Source organism: Phyllobacterium sp. P30BS-XVII, from assembly GCF_014138335.1.
Classification (GTDB): domain Bacteria; phylum Pseudomonadota; class Alphaproteobacteria; order Rhizobiales; family Rhizobiaceae; genus Phyllobacterium; species Phyllobacterium meliloti.
In genome coordinates this window covers 217,515-238,312 of the sequence record NZ_JACGXO010000002.1, presented here as the reverse complement: position 1 = coordinate 238,312, position 20,798 = coordinate 217,515, and the positions used below count along the sequence as shown (strand labels likewise).

Here is a 20,798-nt window from a genome sequence, read left to right as displayed (position 1 = left end):
GGCCAAGGAGTATGAAATGGGTCTTCTCGTTGACGGCAAATGGCATGACCAATGGTACGACACCAAGGACAGCGGCGGACGTTTCATCCGCTCAGAATCGCAGTTCCGCAATTGGGTGACGGCAGACGGCTCCGCTGGACCTACGGGCAAAGCCGGATTTAAGGCTGAAGCCGCGCGTTATCATCTCTATGTTTCCTACGCCTGCCCATGGGCGCATCGCACCTTGATTTTCCGGGCGCTGAAAAAGCTGCAGGATGTCATTTCCGTATCCGTTGTCGATCATTTCATGGGAGCCGAAGGCTGGACCTTCAATGCCGTCGACGGCGCCACTCCTGATCATCTCTTTGGTTTCAAACGGCTTCACGAAGTCTATACGCGCGCTGATCCTGCTTATTCTGGCCGCGTAACGGTGCCTGTGCTTTGGGACAAGCAGCAGAACACCATCGTTTCAAACGAGTCTGCGGAAATCATCCGAATGCTGAACTCGGCATTCCATGCTTTTGGCGATGCCTCACTGGATTTCTATCCGCAAGCCCTGCGCACCGAGATCGACGCCATCAATGCGCTTGTTTATCCCAATATCAACAATGGGGTGTACCGCGCAGGCTTTGCCACCACGCAGGAAGCCTACGAAGAAGCGTTTGACCAGTTGTTTGCAACACTGGATCAATTGGAAGAGCGTCTTGCCAAACAGCGCTATCTCACTGGCAATCAGTTGACCGAGGCCGATTGGCGTCTGTTCACCACCTTGCTGCGTTTCGACCCTGTCTATGTCGGGCATTTCAAATGCAACCGGCAGCGCATTGCCGATTATCCGAACCTGTCAAACTATACACGCGATCTCTATCAGGTGCCCGGTGTAGCCGAGACGGTGAACATGCAGCACATCAAGGCCCATTATTACGGCAGCCATAAAATCATCAATCCAACAGGTATTATCCCCAAAGGACCGGAACTGGATTTTGCCGCGCCCCATGACCGGGAGCGCTTCTGATCTACCAGGTCAGCGGCACCTCGGCACCCTCCAGAATTTCAGCAAGCCGGCGCCGGGTTGCCTCCGTTGTACCATCCGGAAGAGCATTGAGCCTGAAAAATCCGGCTTCGGCGATTTCGCGATCCGGCAGGCGCGGCGCAGTCTGCCGAAATGAGCGGCACACATAGAGCGCGACATGATCGCGCTTCGATGCATGGGCATTGTGATAGATGGCAAAGAGCTGGGGCCTTCCCGTCAGCTCGATATTGCCCTCTTCCATCAGTTCCTTAGCCAATGTCTGTTCGACGGTATGGCCGGTCTCAACACCGCCGCCGGGAAATTGCCAACCCGGCACATAAGTATGCCTGACGAGGAAGACCGATTGCGTCGCGTCGTCAAGGATAACGCCCCGCGCACCCAACGTCATCGGACGCCGCAGAAGAAAATAGGTGTGAAACAGGCGATGCCGCCATTTCACGCGTTTGTCAGCCATTTCATCGGTCCTAAATGGGAACCATGCAGCGATGCGACGGTTCTAACACTGGATTCCTACGCTATACTCTCTTAAAGCTGAAATAATGTTCCGCCTTGCACACATCTCCGATATTCACCTGTCGCCTTTGCCCGCGCTAAGCCTGCGCGAGCTGATTTCCAAGCGCATCACGGGTTACGTCAACTGGCGCTCTAACCGCAAAGGCTCAATGACCGGCGGGACGCTCGAAACATTGGTTGCCGATTTGAAAGCACAGTCACCTGATCATCTGGCGGTGACCGGCGATCTCGTCAACCTTGCCCTTGACGAGGAACTGGAAACGGCGGAGCGTTGGTTGAAAACACTCGGCAATCCCCACGACGTTTCTGTTGTGCCGGGTAATCACGACGCCTATGTGCCCGGAGCGTTGAAGAAGACGCGGCGCTATTGGGCGCCGTGGATGCTGGGGGACCGCGAGGTAGCCGAGCATCGCCCGGTTGAATTCCCTTATTTAAGGGTTCGCGGCGATGTGGCGCTGATCGGCGTATCCTCGGCACGAGCAACCGCCCCGTTCATGGCAACAGGCGATTTACGCGACCGGCAAGCGCGGCGTCTCGGCGAAATCCTTGACGAAACCGGCAAGCGCGGGCTTTTCCGGGTGATTATGATCCATCACCCGCCAGTGCGCGGTGCAGCGCCCGCGCATAAGCGGCTGCTTGGCATCGGGTTGTTTCAGCGGACCGTACGACAGCATGGCGCGGAACTTGTCCTGCATGGCCACACCCATCTGGCAACACGCTATGAAATCAATGGGCCTGACTTGAAAATCCCTGTTGTTTGCGTACCATCCGCCAGCCAGAGCTTTGGGGCGCACAAGCCACCGGCACGTTTCAATATTTTCGCAATCGAAAAGACCAATTCCGGCTGGTCGTGCCGCATGACGGAGCGCGGCATCGTCAACGCCGAAATGACTATCGAGACGATAGCAGAGCATGATCTGAACGTGGGCGCCGTTTCCGCAAACGCCTAAGCCTCAGAAATAGGGCGAGAGACGGTCCCAGAAAAAGGCAAGCAAAGCGCCCGCGCCCGCAAGCGCACCAATCAGCAGCCAGATCACCGCATTGACGAAGTCATTCACCATGGAGCGATGCTGCCGTACCTGAACAACGGGCGTCACTACAGCCTGTGGAGCCGTTTCCATTTGTCTGGCTGGCTCGGGTTCAGCAACTCCGTCACGCAGGCTGATGCGCTCGCCTTCCATCATACGCTGCCGTTCGACAATCCGCTCGGCGATATAATTGGTGACGGCATCAGAGATGGGTTTTACCTCGGTCGCTTCAGCCACCACGATCCGGCCAAGCCGGGTATCGCGGACAAAGCGATAGGTACGGCGATCCCGCCCCATCATCACATGCGCGGTTGCATCGATCCACAAACGCGGCTGCAAACCGGTAGAAATGGCAAAATCCCATTGTTCGTCATCAGCAGGCACTTCATCGAAAACCGGCTTCAAATCTTCTGCCAGAATCTCGATGCGGGCGCGGTCCGCTTCCTTCATGTCGATAACAACGTCACCGCGATCGGCAGCAGCCACCTGAGCCCCGCGAATGGCATCGCCAAGCCTGCGTCTCTCATCCGGGATATTGTCTCGCATCTCACTCATGGGCGTTTCCAGCAGGGAGGGTTAAGGCATCATTAACAATATGCCCGTGCCATTGCACCAGAAACTTGTCCGAATTCAGCCTGCGCCCACAGTTGCTAAAATCAGGCTGATGACTTCATCAGGAATTTCCTCGATCAGCATATGCCCTGCCCCATCAAATCGGTGTACGGCGAAGCTGGATGGAAGACCTTCCGATTGATAGAGGGGCAAAACATTGTCGAGCCGTCCCCATGCAACAGTGACGGGCATCGTGAACGCCTCAAGGAATTCCTTGGGAATTGTCCCTTGCAGCCCATCCTTCATCATCCGGACGAGAATGGCATCGAGCCGCTCGATCTGTCCGGGTTTCCGGTGAAGTTCGGCATCCCGCCTGATCATGTCTTCGGGCACCGGATGACGCCAGCCGAACATGCCTTCGAGCGCCATCTTCAGATCATCATATTCCCGCGCATCCGCATAATGCTGCAGTAACCGCCCATTAATGTCAGGACCAAAACCACCGGGTGCAAGCAATGTCAGCGATGAGACTTTCTCTGGCGCAAAAGCTGCGATCAAGGCCGCCGTTGCGCCGCCCATTGAATGACCGACGAGATGCACCTTCTGAATATTGCGCCCGCCAATATCGTCAATCACCGCCTGCGCGAAATGACGTGCAGTCACAGCATCGGAATAATCAAGTGATGCTCCGTGGCCGGGCAAATCAAATGCAATGGTTGTGTGCTTTTCGGAGATTGTGGTCTGTACAGGATGCCAACTGGCAGCCGTTCCACCAAAACCATGTAAGAAAACGACGGGCGCACCCGCTTTCTCGCCCATCTCGATTGCGCCCAACTGATGCATGCATATCTCCTGACAAGAAAAAGGCCGCTTCACAGCGGCCTCTTATATCTGCCCGGCTTACTTGCCGATTATGCGGTTGGCCGCCGAAACAATGCCTTCAAGCGAGGCGGCAACGATGCTCTTATTGATACCCGCACCGAAAATCTTGCCGTTTGGATGCTCGATTTCCATGTAGCTGATAGCCGCCGCATCGGAACCATGCTGGAGCGAATGCTCCGAATAATTGACGACTGAGAGCCTGAAACCGAGATAATGCGACAGAGCATCGATGAAGCCATCAACAGGGCCGGTGCCCCTACCCTCGATCCGCTTGGTCTCGCCGCGATCGGTAATTTCAGCGGAGAGAATGCGCAGACCCTTATGTTCCGTATCCGGGTAGGTGTGATGATCCACAAACTTCAACCGTGCATCCGGCTGATCGACATAAAGCTCGATGAACCGCTCATAGATCTTTTTGGACGGCATTTCCTTGCCTTCCTCGTCGGTGATCTGCTGAATGTCCTCGCGGAACTCCACCTGCATGCCGCGCGGCAGGTTCAGGCCATAATCGGCCTGAAGAATATAGGCGATGCCGCCCTTACCTGACTGGGAGTTGATACGGATGATCGCCTCGTAGCTGCGCCCGACATCCTGCGGATCAATCGGCAAATACGGCACTTCCCACAGGGTCTTGTTGGCCTGCTTGATCGCCTTCATGCCCTTGTTGATCGCATCCTGATGCGAACCGGAGAAGGCCGTATAAACCAGTTCGCCCACATAGGGGTGGCGTTCCGGAATCACCAGCTGGTTGGAATATTCATAGACTTCCTTCATCCGGTTGATGTCAGAACAATCAATTTCCGGATCGACACCTTGCGTGAACATGTTCAACGCCAGGGTCACGATATCGACATTGCCGGTGCGCTCGCCATTGCCGAACAAGGTACCTTCAACACGATCAGCACCGGCCATCAGGCCGAGTTCTGTCGTGGCAATACCTGTGCCTCGATCATTGTGCGGATGCAACGAAATGATCAGATTCTCGCGATTGTCGAGCTGACGGCACATCCATTCGATACGGTCTGCATAAACGTTCGGCGTCGACATCTCGACCGTTGAGGGCAGATTGATGATCAGCTTGTTATCAGGGGTCGGTTTGACGATCTCGGTGACTGCGTTGCAAATCTCCAGCGCGACTTCCAGCTCGGTGCCGGTAAAGCTCTCTGGCGAATATTGGAAGCGGAAACCGCCACCCGCCTTGGCAGCCATATCAGTGATCATCTTGGCCGCATCGGTGGCGATGGTCTTGATACCACCGACATCCTTGTTGAAGACAACCCGGCGCTGCAATTCGCTGGTCGAATTGTAGAAATGGACAATCGGCTTGGTCGCACCCTGCAACGATTCGAAGGTGCGGGTGATCAGTTCAGGACGGCACTGCACCAAAACCTGCAAGGATACATCATCGGCAACATTGCCTTGCTCGATGCACCAGCGGGCAAAGTCGAAATCCGTCTGCGATGCCGAGGGAAAACCGATCTCGATTTCCTTGAAACCCATATCGAGCAACAGGGCGAACATCCGCACCTTGCGGTCATGGCCCATCGGGTCGATCAAGGCCTGATTGCCATCGCGCAAATCGACGGAGCACCAGATCGGCGCTTTCTCGATTCGCCTGGACGGCCATTGGCGGTCCTTCAGATCAACAATCGGATAAGGTTCGTACTTCTTGCGGGCGTCGGGCATACCCACAATGCGGGGAGTGGTCATATCGGTCATTTGCTTCTCGTTTCCGGCCGTCTGCGCATCTCTGGCGCACGTGCAGCACTTTTTTCAAGCGTTGGAATGGTCTTGTAAAGGGGTAAGGAGCAAAAAGCCTGGCGGCACTTTCGACCGCCGGACGCTCCTCTCAACGAGCCCGGCGATCGCCGATAAGGTCGAGAAGTAGCGGAAGGAGATAGGCGCGGCTGGTCAAACCCGCAAAAGCGGATTTGGCAAAAGACGACGGATGTGTCTGGCGCGTTTTCATGGGCCAGACAATTAAACGACTGTCTGGCCGGATGCAAGGGGCTGTTTTGCTAGTTCTTCTTTAGCTGGGCTGTTGTCCCTGAAAGCCACTCGCTGACAACCTTCACATCGTCGCTGCCAAGACCATGGTCTGATTTGATCGACCGTGCCTCAACCAGCGCGCCGTGCGAGCGCAGCAAGGTTTCCAGCGCCGGAGCAAATGGAGCATAGGTCTGGTCGGAAACCCCCGATACCGTGAGGACACGCGCACCGGCGAGGTTGGCATCTGTGTTCTCTGTCAGCACGGGCATGGAGCGCAAAAGCACCGCCTGCTTGACCATATCAGGATAGAGCATCATCACCGCTCCAACGAGATTGGCTCCATTTGAATAGCCGAGGAATGTCGTGCGCTTCAGATCAATCTTGTACTTATCCGTTGCCTGTTTCAAAAACCCGGCAAAGGCCTTTGCTTCGACGTGAATATCCTTCTGGTCAAAACTGACAGGTGTGAGACGGCGATACCAGCGGCTGGTCCCATCCTGAACGATGCGGCCACGAACAGCGAGCAACAGGGCGTTTGGCGCAATCTTTGTGGCCAGAGAGACGAGGCTCGTCTCATCCTGCCCCGAACCGTGCAGAAGAACCATCGTATCCCCATTCGGATCTTCTGGCCGGTAGATACGATATTTGAATGCGAGATCGTCACGCAACGCACTCTCGCCTTGCGGTAAAATTTCGCCTTTGACTGCTTTTTTCAAAATGCCTGCACTGCCCGTCGTTGCAACGATGTTGATGGGTTTCGCCTTCTCGGGCGCCGCCATTGCAGCCTGTGGCTTCTGCGCACAGACGTCAGTGTTATTTTTACCCATGGCACCAAATGGATCAACCGTATTTGACAGGTCCTGCGCCTTGGCCGCGATAGGCTTGTCGCAATCAATGATGCTCCGCGCGCTGGCCGGATAAACAGCTGCGATCAAAGAAAGTCCTGTTATTGCTGCATAAATATACGGTTTACCCATAAGTTAATCCTGACAGTTAAAGGTTAACTAACTTTGTAAACAGCCGCGGTTGTCCGCTCGGCGCTGCCATGCGTTCTTGGCGCTCGATCCCTTCGGGAATTGATGCTTGCCGCCAAATTTCCTGTCCCCTGACCCCACGCCCCCGGCGTTGCATCATCAATGGAGAATTGCATTGCTGCGCGACCATGTCGTTCAGCAGCCTCCCTATGTCAACATAATTGTAACGAAATCATGACGAGATGAAACATTGCGTGACAAATGTTGCAGCCACGCATCGATTTCCCGGGTTTTAGTGATCATAATATCAGGCGAAAGGAACAGCAGCCGTGCCGATCGGTAGTTTTGCCTCATCTTCAGGCTCAACATGGATGACGACGCTCGAATCGGGAATCTGAGCCATCAGCGCATTCTCCATCCGGTCGCAAATGACATGCGCATCACCAACGCTCATGCTGGCGTGAACAACCAGATGAAATTCGATAAAGGTGACGCGTCCGGCAATGCGGGTCTTGAGGTCATGCACTTCAAGCGCACCATCCGCATTCGCCGAGATAATGTCACGGATGCGCATGGTTTCTTCGGTTGGCACACCGACATCCATCAGCCCCTGTACGGATGAGCCGATCACATTCCAGCCCTGCCAGAGAATATTGAGCGCAACGATAACCGCGAGCAGCGGATCGAGGAATGTCCAGCCGGTGATGACAGCGCCAACAAGGCCGATGAACACACCGATGGATGTCACCACATCGGTCATGATGTGCTTGCCATCGGCCAGAAGTGCCGGCGACTTGAACAGGCGGCCACGACTGATCAGCAGCGAGGCCCATAGCGCATTGACCACCGAAGCTGCGCCGTTGATGGCCAGACCCAGCCATGGTTCTTCCATGACCTTCGGCGTTTCCCATGCGGACCAGACTTCCCGCAGGATCAGAAGCGCCGCCACAACAATGAGCACACCTTCAAGCACTGCCGAAAAATACTCGGCCTTGTGGTGCCCGAACGGGTGATTCTGGTCGGCTGGTTTGTGACTGACACGGATCGCCCACCACGCAGCGAGCGCCGCCACCACATTCACAATCGACTCCAGCGCGTCCGAATAGAGCGCGACGGAACCCGTGACGTGATAGGCGGCATATTTCAGTGCCAGCACACCAATGCCGATAAAAATCGACCAGAATGCCAGTCGCTGGACGATTTTCTCACCTTCCATCAGGCCGCTCGTTCCTTGGCTTTGCGCGGTAAATGCGCCACGACATTCTCGATCATGCGCATACCCGCATTGTGTCCAAGGGTCATAATCGATTCCGGATGGAATTGCACCGCCGCAATCGGTTCGCTCTTGTGCTCGAAGGCCATGATGACACCATCCTCCGTTTCTGCCGTTACGATAAACTCATCCGGCAACCGAACCGGATCGGCAAAAATCGAGTGATAACGGCCAACCGTGACTTCCTTCGGCAGGCCAGAGAAAATTTTGCCCTGCTTTGTAATGCGGATACGTGACGGTTTTCCATGCATGGGAACATGCAACTGCCGGAGTGACCCGCCATAGGCTTCGGCAAGAGCCTGCAGACCGAGACAGACGCCAAAGATCGGCAGATCACGCTTGCGCGCTTTCTTGATTGTCGCCTTACAATCGAAATCCTCTGGCGTACCGGGTCCCGGCGAAAGCACGACCAGGTCAGGCTTCAAGCGATCAAAGATTTCATCAGGTACGGGGGTGCGGACAGTGGTGACAGTCGCACCGGTCTGGCGGAAATAATTGGCCAGCGTATGCACGAATGAATCCTCGTGATCGACAAGCAGGATCGACAGCCCTTCGCCAACGCGGGCAACCGCACGTTCTTCCGGCAGGACATTGCTCTTATGTGCATCACGCACCGCCGCAATCATCGCGGAAGCCTTGAGTTCGGTCTCCGCCTCTTCCTCTTCGGGAATGGAATCGAACAGCAGCGTTGCACCGGCGCGAACCTGCGCAATGCCGTCCTTGATGCGGATGGTACGCAGTGTCAGACCCGTATTCATATCGCCATTGAAATTGACCATACCAATGGCACCGCCATACCACGCACGCGGGCTGCGCTCGTTCTCTTCAATAAAGCGCATGGCCCAGAGCTTTGGCGCGCCAGTCACGGTCACAGCCCATGCATGGGAGAGGAAACCGTCAAAGGCATCCATATCCTCGCGCAAACGGCCCTCAATATGATCCACCGTATGGATGAGCCTCGAATACATTTCGATCTGACGGCGACCGATCACGCGCACCGAGCCCGGCTCGCACACGCGGCTCTTGTCGTTACGATCCACGTCCGAGCACATGGTCAGCTCGGACTCGTCCTTCTTGGAGTTGAGCAGCTTGATGATCTGCTCGGAGTCGGCGATGGCATCCTCACCACGCTTGATCGTGCCCGATATCGGGCATGTCTCAATACGGCGGCCAACCACGCGCACGAACATTTCGGGCGAAGCACCGACCAGATACTCATTGTCGCCAAGGTTGATGTAGAACGAATAGGGCGACGGGTTGATGGCTTTCAGACGGCGCGAAATGACCGATGGCTTGGTCTCGCAGCGCTCATAGAACGTTTGCCCCGGCACCACTTCGAATAGATCGCCGCGCTTGAAGCTTTCCTTGGCCTTCTTCACCAGTTCGGCATAATCGCCGGGATTGTGGTCGCCGCGTCCCGGAATCGTGTCGGTCGGCTTGAACGCCTTGGATTCGGTCTCGCGCGACAGGCCTTCGGTGGAAGCACCTTCAAACGCATATTCGTACCGATCAAGCCATGCCTTGGCCGCATGGTGGTCAACAACCAGAATCTCATCCGGCAGATACAGCACGATATCACGCTGATCATCCGGCCGTTTCAGCTTGTACTGGATTGGATCGAACTGGAACGCGAGGTCATAACCAAACGCGCCGTAAAGACCGAGATTGGCGTCTTCTTCGGTAAAGAACAGGGCAACGATGCCGCGCAGAACCGTGAACACCGATGGAATACGCGAGCGTTCTTCTTCGGTGAACGGGCGGCTCGGCAAGGCAATTTCGAGATCGAGCTTCGTTGTACTCGCGGCGCTGACCGAAACTTCGGCAAGGGCCAAAACTGCCTTGTGAATCGGCTTCAGCAACACTTCGCCGCGCTTGTTCAAAGCTTCGATGGTCATGTGCCGGCCATTGGAGGTGATAGCAACGGGCGGATCAATGATGGCGGTATCCCAGCGCGTATAGCGGCCCGGATATTCGTAGTTGGAGGAGAAAACTGCCCCGCGCCGTTCATCCAGCGCATCGACATAGCTGTCAATCGCACTGGCATAGGCGGTCGCAATGCGTGACCGGGAAATCGTAACACCACCTGCGGTGTCGAATATTTCCACATCGCCCTCAATTCTATGCATCATCATTTCCACTCCGTTGCATTTGGCCTTGGGGGTTTTGCAGGCGGTCAAACAAAAAGGCCGCCCGGAAAACCCGTTGCGGCCCTGATCCCTTTACGTGCGTGCAAAAGGCTTGTGTGGCCGCTTTCAGCGAGCCCACCACCAACCATTTGAAATAATAACGCACGTGTTCATGGCGGTGATTGTTAGCGTCACGCGGCGGCGCTTGCAACAGCAAAAATCGCGGCCACGAAAATCGTTCAGAACAGTCCTTCAATCAAACCCTCATCGTTGAGGTGAATGCGCTCGGCCGATGGTGACTTCGGCAGGCCGGGCATGGTCATGATCTCACCGCAGATCGCAACGACAAAACCGGCACCCGCCGACAGTCTCACCTCGCGCACATGCACCACATGATTGACAGGTGCGCCGCGCAAATGCGGATCGGTCGAGAACGAATATTGCGTTTTCGCCATGCAGACAGGCAGATGACCATAGCCCGCCGCTTCCCATTGCCGGAGCTGTTCGCGCACACTCGCATCAGCATCCGCTTCGGCGCCGCGATAAATGCGCTTGACCACCGTTTCGATCTTGTCGAACAGCGAGAGTTCATCTTCGTAAAGTGGTGAAAACTGCGCCGAACCGCTTTCAGCCAGCGACACCACCTTATGTGCGAGCTCTTCAATACCCGCCGACCCCTGCGCCCAGTGCTTGCATAAAATGGCTTCCGCACCGTGGGCCGCGACGAAACTTTTGATCGTTTCGATCTCGGCATCCGTATCGGCACTGAAATGATTGATTGCGACAACAACCGGCACACCGAACTGCCGGACATTTTCCATATGGCGTCCAAGATTGGCACATCCGGCCTTTACAGCTGCGGTGTTCTCAAGACCGAGATCATCCTTGGCGACACCACCATGCATTTTCATGGCGCGAACCGTGGCAACGATAACGGCAGCAGCCGGTTTCAATCCGGCTTTGCGGCATTTGATATTGAAGAATTTCTCCGCGCCAAGGTCTGCACCAAAACCCGCTTCCGTCACCACATAATCCGCAAGCTTCAGCGCGGTAGTAGTCGCGACCACGGAATTGCAACCATGGGCAATATTGGCGAAGGGCCCGCCATGGACAAAGGCGGGATTGTTTTCCAGTGTCTGCACCAGATTGGGCTGCATGGCATCTTTCAGGAGAACCGCCATCGCCTTGTCAGCTTTCAGGTCCCGTGCATAGACGGCGGTTTTGTCGAAACGATAACCGATAATGATGTTACCCAGCCGCTGCTCCAGATCGTGCAGATCAGTCGCAAGGCAAAGGATCGCCATGACTTCCGAAGCCACGGTGATGTCAAAACCAGACTCGCGCGGGAAACCGTTGGCCACGCCCCCAAGTGACGAGGCAATGTCGCGCAGCGCGCGGTCATTCATGTCCATCACCCGCCGCCACGTCACACGGCGCGTATCAAGATTGTGCTCGTTGCCCCAATAGACATGATTGTCGATCATGGCCGCGAGAAGATTATGGGCAGAGGTGATGGCGTGAAAATCACCGGTAAAATGCAGGTTGATGTCTTCCATCGGGATAACCTGCGCATAGCCGCCGCCAGCAGCGCCGCCCTTAATGCCGAAACAAGGACCGAGCGAAGCCTCGCGAATACAGACAATCGCCTTCTTGCCGATGCGGTTCAGACCATCGCCAAGGCCCACCGTGGTTGTCGTCTTGCCTTCGCCTGCGGGCGTCGGGCTGACAGCCGTCACCAGAACAAGCTTGCCGTTTTTGGCATCCTGCTTCGAACGAATGAACTCCGCCGAGAGCTTTGCCTTGTCGTGGCCATAGGGAACAAGGTGTTCAGGAGTAATGCCGATCTTCGCGCCGATTTCGAAAACCGGCTTTTTGTTTGCGGCGCGGGCGATCTCAATATCTGATTTAACGATGGCCATCGGCATTGCTCCCTGTTTTGAATACGCCAAATAGCATCGCAGAAACGAAATGGGGATAGTGAGCAGCTCACTATCCCCAATTGCAGGCTTATTTTTGCGGTTTTGCCGCTTATTCGCCCATGGCGATGAGGCTGGCATTGCCACCGGCAGCGGCAGTGTTGACCGAGACCACCTGTTCCAGCGCAAAACGCGTGAGGTAAGACGGTCCGCCCGCCTTGGGGCCTGTACCCGAAAGACCGGACCCGCCAAACGGCTGCGTGCCGACAACAGCACCAATCGTATTGCGATTGACATAGACATTCCCGATATCGAGCCGGTCGATAACCTTTGCCACCGTCGCTTCGATGCGCGTATGCAGACCAAAAGTCAGGCCATAACCTGTCGAGGCAATCTGATCGAGCACCTTGTCGAGATCCTTGGCCTTCCAGCGCACCACATGCAGAACCGGACCAAACACTTCCTTTTCCAGTGCTTCCGCATGGTTCAGCTCAACAATATGCGGGGCGAAGAACAGGCCTTCATCCGGCGCAGCACCGGCATAACGCACCTTCTGGCTCTTGCGCATTGCAGTGATATGCGCCGCGAGCATATCGCGCTGTGCCTGATCGATGATCGGGCCGATATCAGTGGATGCCAATGACGGATCACCAAGCGTCAACTCGCGCGCCGCACCCTCGATCATCTCAAGCATATTGTCGGCGATATCCTCCTGCAGATAGAGAATACGCAGTGCCGAGCAACGCTGCCCAGCCGAACGGAAGGCGGACATGACCACATCATCGGCAACCTGTTCCGACAGGGCCGTTGCATCAACGATCATGCCGTTAAGGCCACCGGTTTCGGCGATCAGCGGAACGATCGGGCCCTTTTTCGCTGCAAGGGTGCGGTTGATAGCCCAGGCCGTATCGGTCGAGCCCGTAAAGGCAACGCCTGCAATATCCGTATGCGAGGTGAGCGCCGCGCCGACTGAACCATCACCCGGAACATACAGCACGGCATCCTTTGGCACACCGGCTTCATGCAGAAGCCGGATTGCTTCATAGGCAATCAGCGGTGTCTGTTCAGCGGGTTTGGCCACCACCGTGTTGCCAGCGGCAAGCGCCGCCGTTACCTGCCCGAGGAAAATCGCCAGTGGGAAATTCCATGGGCTGATGCAGACAAATGCGCCGCGTCCGCGATGGCGCAGCTTGTTGTCTTCGCCTGTCGGCCCCGGCATCACCTTGTCCGTGGCAAACTGACGGCGCGCTTCGGCGGCGTAGTAGCGGCAGAAATCAACAGCTTCGCGGATTTCCGCGATACCATCATCCAGCGTCTTGCCTGCTTCACGGGAAAGAAGGTCCATCAGCAAGTCGCGATTGCTTTCCAGAAGGTCCCCTGCCTTTTCCAATGCCTTGGCGCGGGTTTCAACCGGGACACGCGACCATGTGGTAAAACCCTTCTTGGCAATGCCAACAGCTTTTGCGGCTTCATCGGCTGTAGCAAAAACCACTGTGCCCACGGTTGAGCCATTCACCGGAGAAGTCACATTCTGGGCTTTCCCCAACGCTTTCACGCCATCGATCAGTGGAACAGCATTAACGGTGCGGGACGCCTTGGCGATACCACTGAGAAGTGCCGCCAATTCCTTGCGATCACCGAGTTCAACACCTGCCGAGTTGGTGCGCTTGCCGTAGATCTTGGCAGGCAACGGGATGTGCGGATGGCGATAACCCTTGCCATCATTGAGCTTTTCCGCCGGGCGTACCAGCAAATCTGCAATCGGCACATTGCTGTCGCCAACCACTGAAACGAAAGACGAATTGGCACCGTTCTCAAGCAGGCGGCGCACGAGATAGGCCAGAAGATCGCGATAACCACCAACCGGCGCATAGATACGGCAGGCGATTTTCTCATCCTTTTCCGTAATCTGCTTGTAGAGGCTCTCACCCATGCCATGCAGGCGCTGGAATTCAAAACCGGTTTTGTCGCCACCGGCCATTTCCAGAATCATCGCCACCGTCAGCGCATTATGCGTGGCGAATTGCGGGAATATGCGCGGGCGTGCATCAAGCATACGCTTGGCGCAAGCCATGTAAGAGGCATCGGTCGCAGGCTTGCGGGTGAAAACCGGATAATCCGGCAGGCCACGTTCCTGCGTACGCTTTACTTCCGTATCCCAGTAAGCACCCTTGACCAGCCGCACCATCATCTTGCGGTTATGGCGCGCGGCCAGCCGGTCGATATGCTCGATCACGTCAAGCGCGCGTTTCTGATAGGCCTGAATGGCAAGACCGAAACCGTCCCAGCCGTCAAGCGACGGATCGGCGAAAACCCGGTCGATCACATCGAGCGACAATTCCAGACGATCCGCTTCTTCGGCATCAACCGTGAAGTTGAGATCGTAGGATTTCGCCTTCTGCGCCAACGCCAGAAGATCAGGCACGAGTTCCGCCATGACCTGATCATGATGGGTGGCGAGATAGCGCGGGTGCAGGGCCGAAAGCTTGACCGAAATACCCATACGATCCGGCAGCTTCTTGTTGCCCGTAGCGCGGCCAATCGCATCGATAGCATCGGAATAGGACTTGAAGTACCCACGCGCATCCTTGCGCGTGCGGGCGCCCTCGCCCAGCATATCGAAGGAATGGCGATAGCCTTTGGCTTCGTTCGACGCGGCGCGCTTCAGAGCATCCTTGATGGTTTCGCCCAGAACGAAGTGGTGCCCGAGATAACGCATGGCCTGCTTGGTGGCCGTGCGTACCGTGGGAAGGCCGATACGCTTGACCAGTGAGGAGATAACACCCTCAGGCGTCTCGCCCGGCTTGATAACCTTGGCGGACAGGCCCAGCGCCCAGGCGGATGCCGATACAAACCATGTATCGCCGCTCGGCTCGTGTTCCGACCACTTACCTTGCTTGAGTTTATCCTCAATCAGCTTGTCCTGCGTTGCCGCATCCGGCACGCGCAACAGCGCTTCGGCAAGCACCATGAGCGCCAGACCTTCGCGGGTGGAAAGACCATATTCGCGCAGGAAATCCTCAACGCCACCGATGCCACTGGCTTCCTTGCGAATCGTGGCGATATATTTGCTGGCACGCGCATCAATACGGCGGTTGACATCTTCCGGAAGCGCGATGGTTTTCAGCAAAGATGCAACCAATTGCTGATCATCGACAGCATATGGCGCAGTAAAATCGTTTGAAGACGGCAATGGTCTGGTCATCAGGCTTCCCCTTATTGATTTTTCCCATATAATCTATTCCACTTGGTTCTTCTCACCAATGAAAGCTGACAAATCAGCGTAAAAAACTAAAAATATGGGGTGTTTTAGAGATGAAAAATTTGGACAGCCTTGACCGGCGCATTTTGCGCGAGCTGCAGAAGGACGGACGGCTCTCCAACACCGAATTATCCGAGCGTATCAGCCTTTCCCAAACGGCGACGACCGAACGGGTCAAGCGCCTGACAAGGGATGGCTATATCCTTGGTTATACTGCCAGACTGTCGCCGAAAAAGCTCGACCGCGCAATGCTGGTCTTCGTGGAAATCAAACTGGATCGCACCACACCGGATGTGTTTGCCACGTTTGCTGCAGCAACGCGGCGCAACCCTGATGTTCTGGAATGTCATATGGTCGCCGGTGGATTTGACTATCTGATCAAGGCGCGGGTGGCCGACATGGAGCACTACAGACGCTTTCTCTCCGATGCTCTGCTCTCGCTCCCCGGCGTGCGGGAAACACACACCTATGCGGTGATGGAAGAAGTCAAGGAAACAACGCATCTGCCCGTCTGATCCGGAGGCAAGCGGTCAGGCTTGCCCTGAGCGATCCGCAACTTTCTACGTGCTCTTATGCAACCTCCAATTCGTTGCAGAACCGCATCGCACATATCATCAATGGAAGCGTTAAGAGCTAAAGCAGCGACACCGGGCCAGCGGTGTATCGGAGAAGATTGGCTGCTCTGATCAGAACAATTTGAAAAATCAAAGCGATTTTTTGAATTGTTCCTGGCGGTAACAACCTGGCTGTTAACCTTGAAGGTGACGCGATGTGGTTGAAACCATTCAGCATCACCCTGGAAATGAAAAAGATCCGGAGTCACTGGCAATTGACGATCCGGATCCGATTCAGATAACCAGGAAAGAGGGTGGGCGAAAGCTCGCCCTCACTCCGAGCAAGAATATAGCATTTTATCCAATCAAGTTCACTATTGTTGCAGCACCTGCTTGATATCGATCAGGTTGGAACGCACGCGTAAAATATAAAAACCCATGGTTGTAAGGTGGTTTGGCAACAACCAACCGCCCTCACTGCCATTGGCGATAATCCACGGCCGGATGTTCAGCGCTGAACGTAACTGCCCGTCCATGCCATCCCAGAGCGGTGTCAGGTGCTTTTCCTGCAGGACCTGCTTGAAGTCGACCTGCGCCGCATTCATCAGACCGTAATAGGCATAAAGCTGACCGTAAGCGAACCAGAACCGGTCGTCCGCACGGGTATCGAACCAGCCATAATTGTTGTTTTCCGAGCGGTCCTTCAGGATGGCCGAAGTCGCACCAATATCATTGGCGATACGGTCAATGAACTGGATAAGATTGTCGGCACGCGCATCAAAAATGGCGTTGCAGGTTTCAAGTTTGGAGTTGAACGTCCTGAGATCTTTGACCGCCGCACGATAATAGCTTGGTGTCGGCGTCTTCGGCCCAAACGGGCTGAATCCAAAATACCAGGAATCCTCGGTGAATTGCAGATTGCCGCGCGCCTTCTGTAGATCGCCATCGATCTGCGATGTACCACGGACACGGCCAAGCGTGTCTACGAGTTCGACAGCCGTACGCCGGACGGCGGAATTGATACCGCGCTGGAAGGCCGCCTTATTATCGAGGAATGGTGTATCATCCCACGACATACCGAAGAAACCCATCTTGAAGAGCAGCATGGACGATATCCAGGCATTCTGGTTCACGTTGAAGTCGGTAAGATCAGCTGTCACCTCGACAACAGCAGACCGGGCGCAACTTTTGGGTGCCGTTTCAGCCGCCTGCGCGGGAACCGGTTCACCTGCCGCCACTTCGCGCTTTTCAAAATTATAGGCCGCGACGTAATCCGGGTTAAAGTTGGTCCAGACCTGCGTAACCCAGAAGAAATAACCGTAAAGCCCGATCCAGAGGACCACGAACGCTCCGACGACCGTCTTCAATATCCAGCCCCGCCGGCTATACCAACTGCCTGCCCACATGAACGGCCATAGGACGATACCGACCGCATAACCAATGCCGCGTCCGATCAGATAAAAAATCCGGCTGAAGAAATTAATGACGGGGTCGAGCATTGTGCATCCTTGTTAGGAGGTGAGACCGTAGAGCCGTTTGCGCAGCCCTTCCTTGTCCTTCAAATAGGTTGTTTTGAGTATATCGACAACGTGTTCCTGATAGGTGGGGCTCCATTTGGTGTAATCGGCATAAAACCCCTGCTTGTTGAAGACATAGCGCGAGAGAAAATCCCATGGCACAAAATCGCTGATCAACTGATTGACAAGCCAGGCATCCGGGTGGCGCGGCAATGCCCGCACAACCAGAAAGCGGCGCACCGGATCAATCTCGGACAGATTGATTTGTCCGGTCTGGGCAATCTCGCGCTTGACGGCATTCAGGAACGGCCACGTCCCGTCATGATTGATAAGGCTGGCATTGGCGTGAATCCACGTCTGCAACCAGATGCGGTCGATGCCGGTCAGATTACGCTCCCGCTCAAGCGTCTGGATGAGATGGCGGATGATCATCTCGCCCCGGTTTTCAAGGTAGCCTGACTGTTCAACCCACGACGCGCGAGGCAACTCGATACGGCCCGTCGAGGATAGAAACTGGAAGACCTGATCGGCGTCCTTGATGGAAATATAATTGACCTGCCAAGGGCGTGAACGCCGAAAGCCCGGCGCGGCTGGATCACCGATGACCGTGGTCGTATTGTCATCGACAAAGATGTAGATGCCGCCGAAATGACTGGTCCAGAAGGCCTTGTGGCGAAAGACAACCTTATCAGGCACCAGCGAGTTCTCGCGGATATCACCCGTGACCTTGGCAAGCTCCACCATACGGTTCAGCACATCATTATCGCGCCATGTGTTCGGTTCGTTCTGAAGCCGGTCTACCAGCAAGCGCAATTCCGCCGCCTGCCCCATGACATTCTCAGCCGAAAGCACGCGGAATTCGACCTGATTGATCGACAGCAGGTCTTCAATATCATTGACAACAGAAACGCTATCTTCGATCTCGCCATAGATAACGTCCTTGATCGTCAAGGCGTTGATTGCTCGCGCATTGCTGTTGAAAAATTCGTACATCAACTGCGATGTATTGGAGAATTGTGTGTGAACCACCGGCAAGGTGGCCTGATCAGGCGTGAGAATGATAAAGCGCCTGTTGACGCCATTGGGATCGAGATAAGACGCATCCTTCAGCTCGGCGGCAATCTCCGGGGAAAAGCCTGTCCGGTCGATCTCGAAGGTCTTCAGTTTGGTTGCCTTGAAGCCGAACGCCGTCAGTGCGCGGTTATAACGCTCGATCAAATGCGACTGATCAACAGTCAGAAGACGCCCGTAAATCAGCTCGTTTTCGTAGAGAAGGTCCATCAGGCGTCCCACTGCCCTTTGGCTTTCAAGTCTTCCACTTGCTTGATTGCCCGTTCGCGCAGACGCGCATCGCGGACGATCTTCTCAACGGCGGCGTCATCGGATTTATCTGCATAGCGGAATTCCGAATCCGCATAGCGATTGGTTTCCTGCAAAACCATTTCCATGGTGAAAGGCTTGCGCAGTTTCTCAACCATCGCCTTTTTCTCATCATAGGGCTTATGCATGAAGCTCTCGGGCTTTTCGAACCATTCATCCGGTAGCTCGATATCCATCGCGCGCATCTTGATCGCATCGGTAACGTTCTTGATCGCGCGTCCGGTAAAGCGAGGTTCCCGCTCCTTGATCATGTGCAGATAGGTGCCGATATCGGTGAGCGTCTCCGGCTCGCCATTGTCCGAGATGAACCGCTCATAGACAAGCTTCAGCCCGTCTTCCTGCGGCTTCGACAGTTGATCATAGGCTGTTTCAACGGCCCGTTCGATCTGCTGATCCTCGAACAGCTTGTGGTCGCCAAGCGGAATCTTGTGGTTCTTGCCCGCAAGCAGCGCGAAAATATCGATATAATCATTGCGCGTTTGTGGGCCATCCACCAGCCAGCGGGCACCGGCGCGCTGGCGCAGCGCATCATCGACATTCTCAGGATAGTTGGAGAACATACCGAAAGAACAATTGCCGCGCACCACGGTCGAAGCCCCGGCAAAAGCTTCCATCAGCACGCCGGTGATTTCCTGCTGTCCAGCGGAGGCGCGGTCGTCGGATCGCCGCGCCGCAACCTGATCGATATCATCAATGGTTCCAAAACCGATGATACGCGGATTAAGCACATTATTGACGAACTGACGGCAGTTCTGTCCCGATTTGCCCTGATAGGATGAAATCTGGTCGACACCGAAATTCTCGTAGTGGAAGGCATAGCCTGCCACCTGGCAATAATCATTGACGAGACCGGCTATCATCTGGATCAGTGTCGTCTTGCCTGTACCGGGCGCGCCATCGCCGATGAACGTGAACAGAAAGCCGCCCAGTTCGACAAAGGGATTGAGCTGCCGATCAAAATCATAGGCCATCAACATTTTGGACAGTTTCAGGGCCTGATATTTGGCAATGTGATTGCCAACGACTTCTTCGGGTTTCCGGAAGGTCATAACAAGTGGCGTGCGCTTTTTGCCCGGCGCCACGTCAAAACCATCAAGCGTGAAATCATCGCTATCGAGACGCAGATGTGTGTCTTCAAAACTGCCCAGACCATCAAAACGGCCCTTGCGTTGTAGCAGTCCCTCAATGGCTGCAGCGGCATAGGCCTTTGCCCGTGCCAGCATGGTCTGTTCATCAGCTGCCCCGGCAATGGATCGATCAAGCCCGCCAATGACGGATTTCAGCGCATCCTGTGCCGTATCGAAATTAAACTCCGGCGCTTTGATATCATTGGTGGCTTGCGTATCTGCTTCAATGAGCTGTGACAGATAGGCGGCAAGTGCAAAGGCCGAGACATAAGCGGCAGCTGACAGCAGCTTTTTGAAATGCGCAGCCTCTTCACCTTGCAAAGGCGCTGAGGCATTGCGTGCCATCAGGTTCTCGAGGTCGCTCTGACGAGCAAACACATCGGCCACCGCAAGTGCAACAGCAACACCGCGACGGGCGCGAAAGAGCAGTGTATGCTGGGCAATGGACAGCATCTGATCATCCGGGCGCACGGCCTGAATCGTCTTGGTCAGATCCACTTCGCGCGTGGAACGCAAACCTCCCGTTGAAACCGTCGACACAAACCGGCGGCCCGTGCCGGCAATTTCCGTCCCGGATTTTGCATCGCCCGTTTCAAGCACGACAAAGCGTGTCACCATGGCCTGCGCCACGGGCAGATGCTTGGTGATGTCCTTCTCGTCAATGGTGGTCAAACCGACATCCATGATCTTGCT

At 55.4% G+C, this 20,798-nt stretch carries 15 protein-coding genes; 3 read left to right on the top strand and 12 right to left on the bottom strand.

All coding sequences use genetic code 11. The features are described 5' to 3' along the window. The first annotated feature begins 16 nt into the window (after positions 1 to 16). Positions 17 to 994, top strand: a complete 978-nt coding sequence (locus tag FHW17_RS07090; protein WP_182509496.1) for a glutathione S-transferase family protein — start codon at positions 17 to 19, stop codon at positions 992 to 994. Position 995: 1 nt separating this feature from the next. Here the strand turns inward: FHW17_RS07090 and FHW17_RS07085 are convergent, their stop codons facing one another. Further along, the gene (locus tag FHW17_RS07085) at positions 996 to 1,451 is read right to left on the bottom strand and encodes an NUDIX domain-containing protein (RefSeq protein WP_113096945.1); all 456 of its coding nucleotides are present in this window, start codon (positions 1,449 to 1,451) and stop codon (positions 996 to 998) included. Positions 1,452 to 1,551: 100 nt separating this feature from the next. Between FHW17_RS07085 and FHW17_RS07080 the strand changes: the two genes are divergently transcribed. Continuing rightward, positions 1,552 to 2,475, top strand: a complete 924-nt coding sequence (locus FHW17_RS07080; protein WP_113096929.1) for a metallophosphoesterase — start codon at positions 1,552 to 1,554, stop codon at positions 2,473 to 2,475. A gap of 3 nt (positions 2,476 to 2,478) precedes the next feature. Here FHW17_RS07080 and FHW17_RS07075 read toward each other — a convergent pair whose 3' ends face one another. The 8 genes from FHW17_RS07075 to putA form a co-directional block, all read right to left on the bottom strand. Further along, positions 2,479 to 3,108: a hypothetical protein gene (locus FHW17_RS07075; protein ID WP_113096928.1), complete on the bottom strand. Its 630-nt coding sequence runs from the start codon at positions 3,106 to 3,108 to the stop codon at positions 2,479 to 2,481. Between the two features lie 75 nt (positions 3,109 to 3,183). After that, on the bottom strand, positions 3,184 to 3,948 hold the full coding sequence (locus tag FHW17_RS07070) for an alpha/beta fold hydrolase (RefSeq protein ID WP_182509495.1): 765 nt from the start codon (positions 3,946 to 3,948) through the stop codon (positions 3,184 to 3,186). Positions 3,949 to 4,005: 57 nt separating this feature from the next. Continuing rightward, positions 4,006 to 5,706: a 2-isopropylmalate synthase gene (gene leuA, locus FHW17_RS07065; protein WP_112525875.1), complete on the bottom strand. Its 1,701-nt coding sequence runs from the start codon at positions 5,704 to 5,706 to the stop codon at positions 4,006 to 4,008. A gap of 299 nt (positions 5,707 to 6,005) precedes the next feature. Next, complete coding sequence (locus FHW17_RS07060; protein WP_112525877.1) at positions 6,006 to 6,953, bottom strand: alpha/beta hydrolase; 948 nt, start codon at positions 6,951 to 6,953, stop codon at positions 6,006 to 6,008. 304 nt (positions 6,954 to 7,257) lie between these two features. Beyond that, on the bottom strand, positions 7,258 to 8,166 hold the full coding sequence (locus FHW17_RS07055) for a cation diffusion facilitator family transporter (RefSeq protein ID WP_112525879.1): 909 nt from the start codon (positions 8,164 to 8,166) through the stop codon (positions 7,258 to 7,260). Beyond that, positions 8,166 to 10,349, bottom strand: coding sequence for an anthranilate synthase (locus FHW17_RS07050; protein ID WP_162700384.1), 2,184 nt, complete (start codon positions 10,347 to 10,349; stop codon positions 8,166 to 8,168). The genes FHW17_RS07055 and FHW17_RS07050 overlap by 1 nt, the downstream gene beginning before the upstream one ends. 239 nt (positions 10,350 to 10,588) lie before the next feature. Then, on the bottom strand, positions 10,589 to 12,268 hold the full coding sequence (locus FHW17_RS07045) for a formate--tetrahydrofolate ligase (protein WP_182509494.1): 1,680 nt from the start codon (positions 12,266 to 12,268) through the stop codon (positions 10,589 to 10,591). Between the two features lie 109 nt (positions 12,269 to 12,377). After that, positions 12,378 to 15,470, bottom strand: a complete 3,093-nt coding sequence (putA, locus tag FHW17_RS07040) for a bifunctional proline dehydrogenase/L-glutamate gamma-semialdehyde dehydrogenase PutA (RefSeq protein ID WP_182509493.1) — start codon at positions 15,468 to 15,470, stop codon at positions 12,378 to 12,380. Positions 15,471 to 15,580: 110 nt separating this feature from the next. Between putA and FHW17_RS07035 the strand changes: the two genes are divergently transcribed. Continuing rightward, positions 15,581 to 16,042 (top strand): Lrp/AsnC ligand binding domain-containing protein, encoded by a 462-nt coding sequence (locus FHW17_RS07035; RefSeq protein ID WP_112525886.1) that lies wholly within the window; start codon positions 15,581 to 15,583, stop codon positions 16,040 to 16,042. Between the two features lie 413 nt (positions 16,043 to 16,455). Here FHW17_RS07035 and FHW17_RS07030 read toward each other — a convergent pair whose 3' ends face one another. The 3 genes from FHW17_RS07030 to FHW17_RS07020 are packed head-to-tail and all read right to left on the bottom strand — an operon-like array spanning position 16,456 to position 20,789. After that, a complete protein-coding gene (locus FHW17_RS07030) occupies positions 16,456 to 17,580 on the bottom strand; it encodes a DUF2333 family protein (protein ID WP_112525888.1) in 1,125 nt (374 codons plus the stop codon). Between the two features lie 12 nt (positions 17,581 to 17,592). Beyond that, entirely contained in the window at positions 17,593 to 18,879 is a 1,287-nt protein-coding gene (locus FHW17_RS07025) for a DUF6638 family protein (RefSeq protein WP_182509492.1), read from the bottom strand. Next, positions 18,879 to 20,789, bottom strand: a complete 1,911-nt coding sequence (locus FHW17_RS07020; RefSeq protein WP_182509491.1) for an ATP-binding protein — start codon at positions 20,787 to 20,789, stop codon at positions 18,879 to 18,881. Before FHW17_RS07020 ends, FHW17_RS07025 begins: the two co-directional genes overlap by 1 nt. Positions 20,790 to 20,798 lie beyond the last annotated feature (9 nt).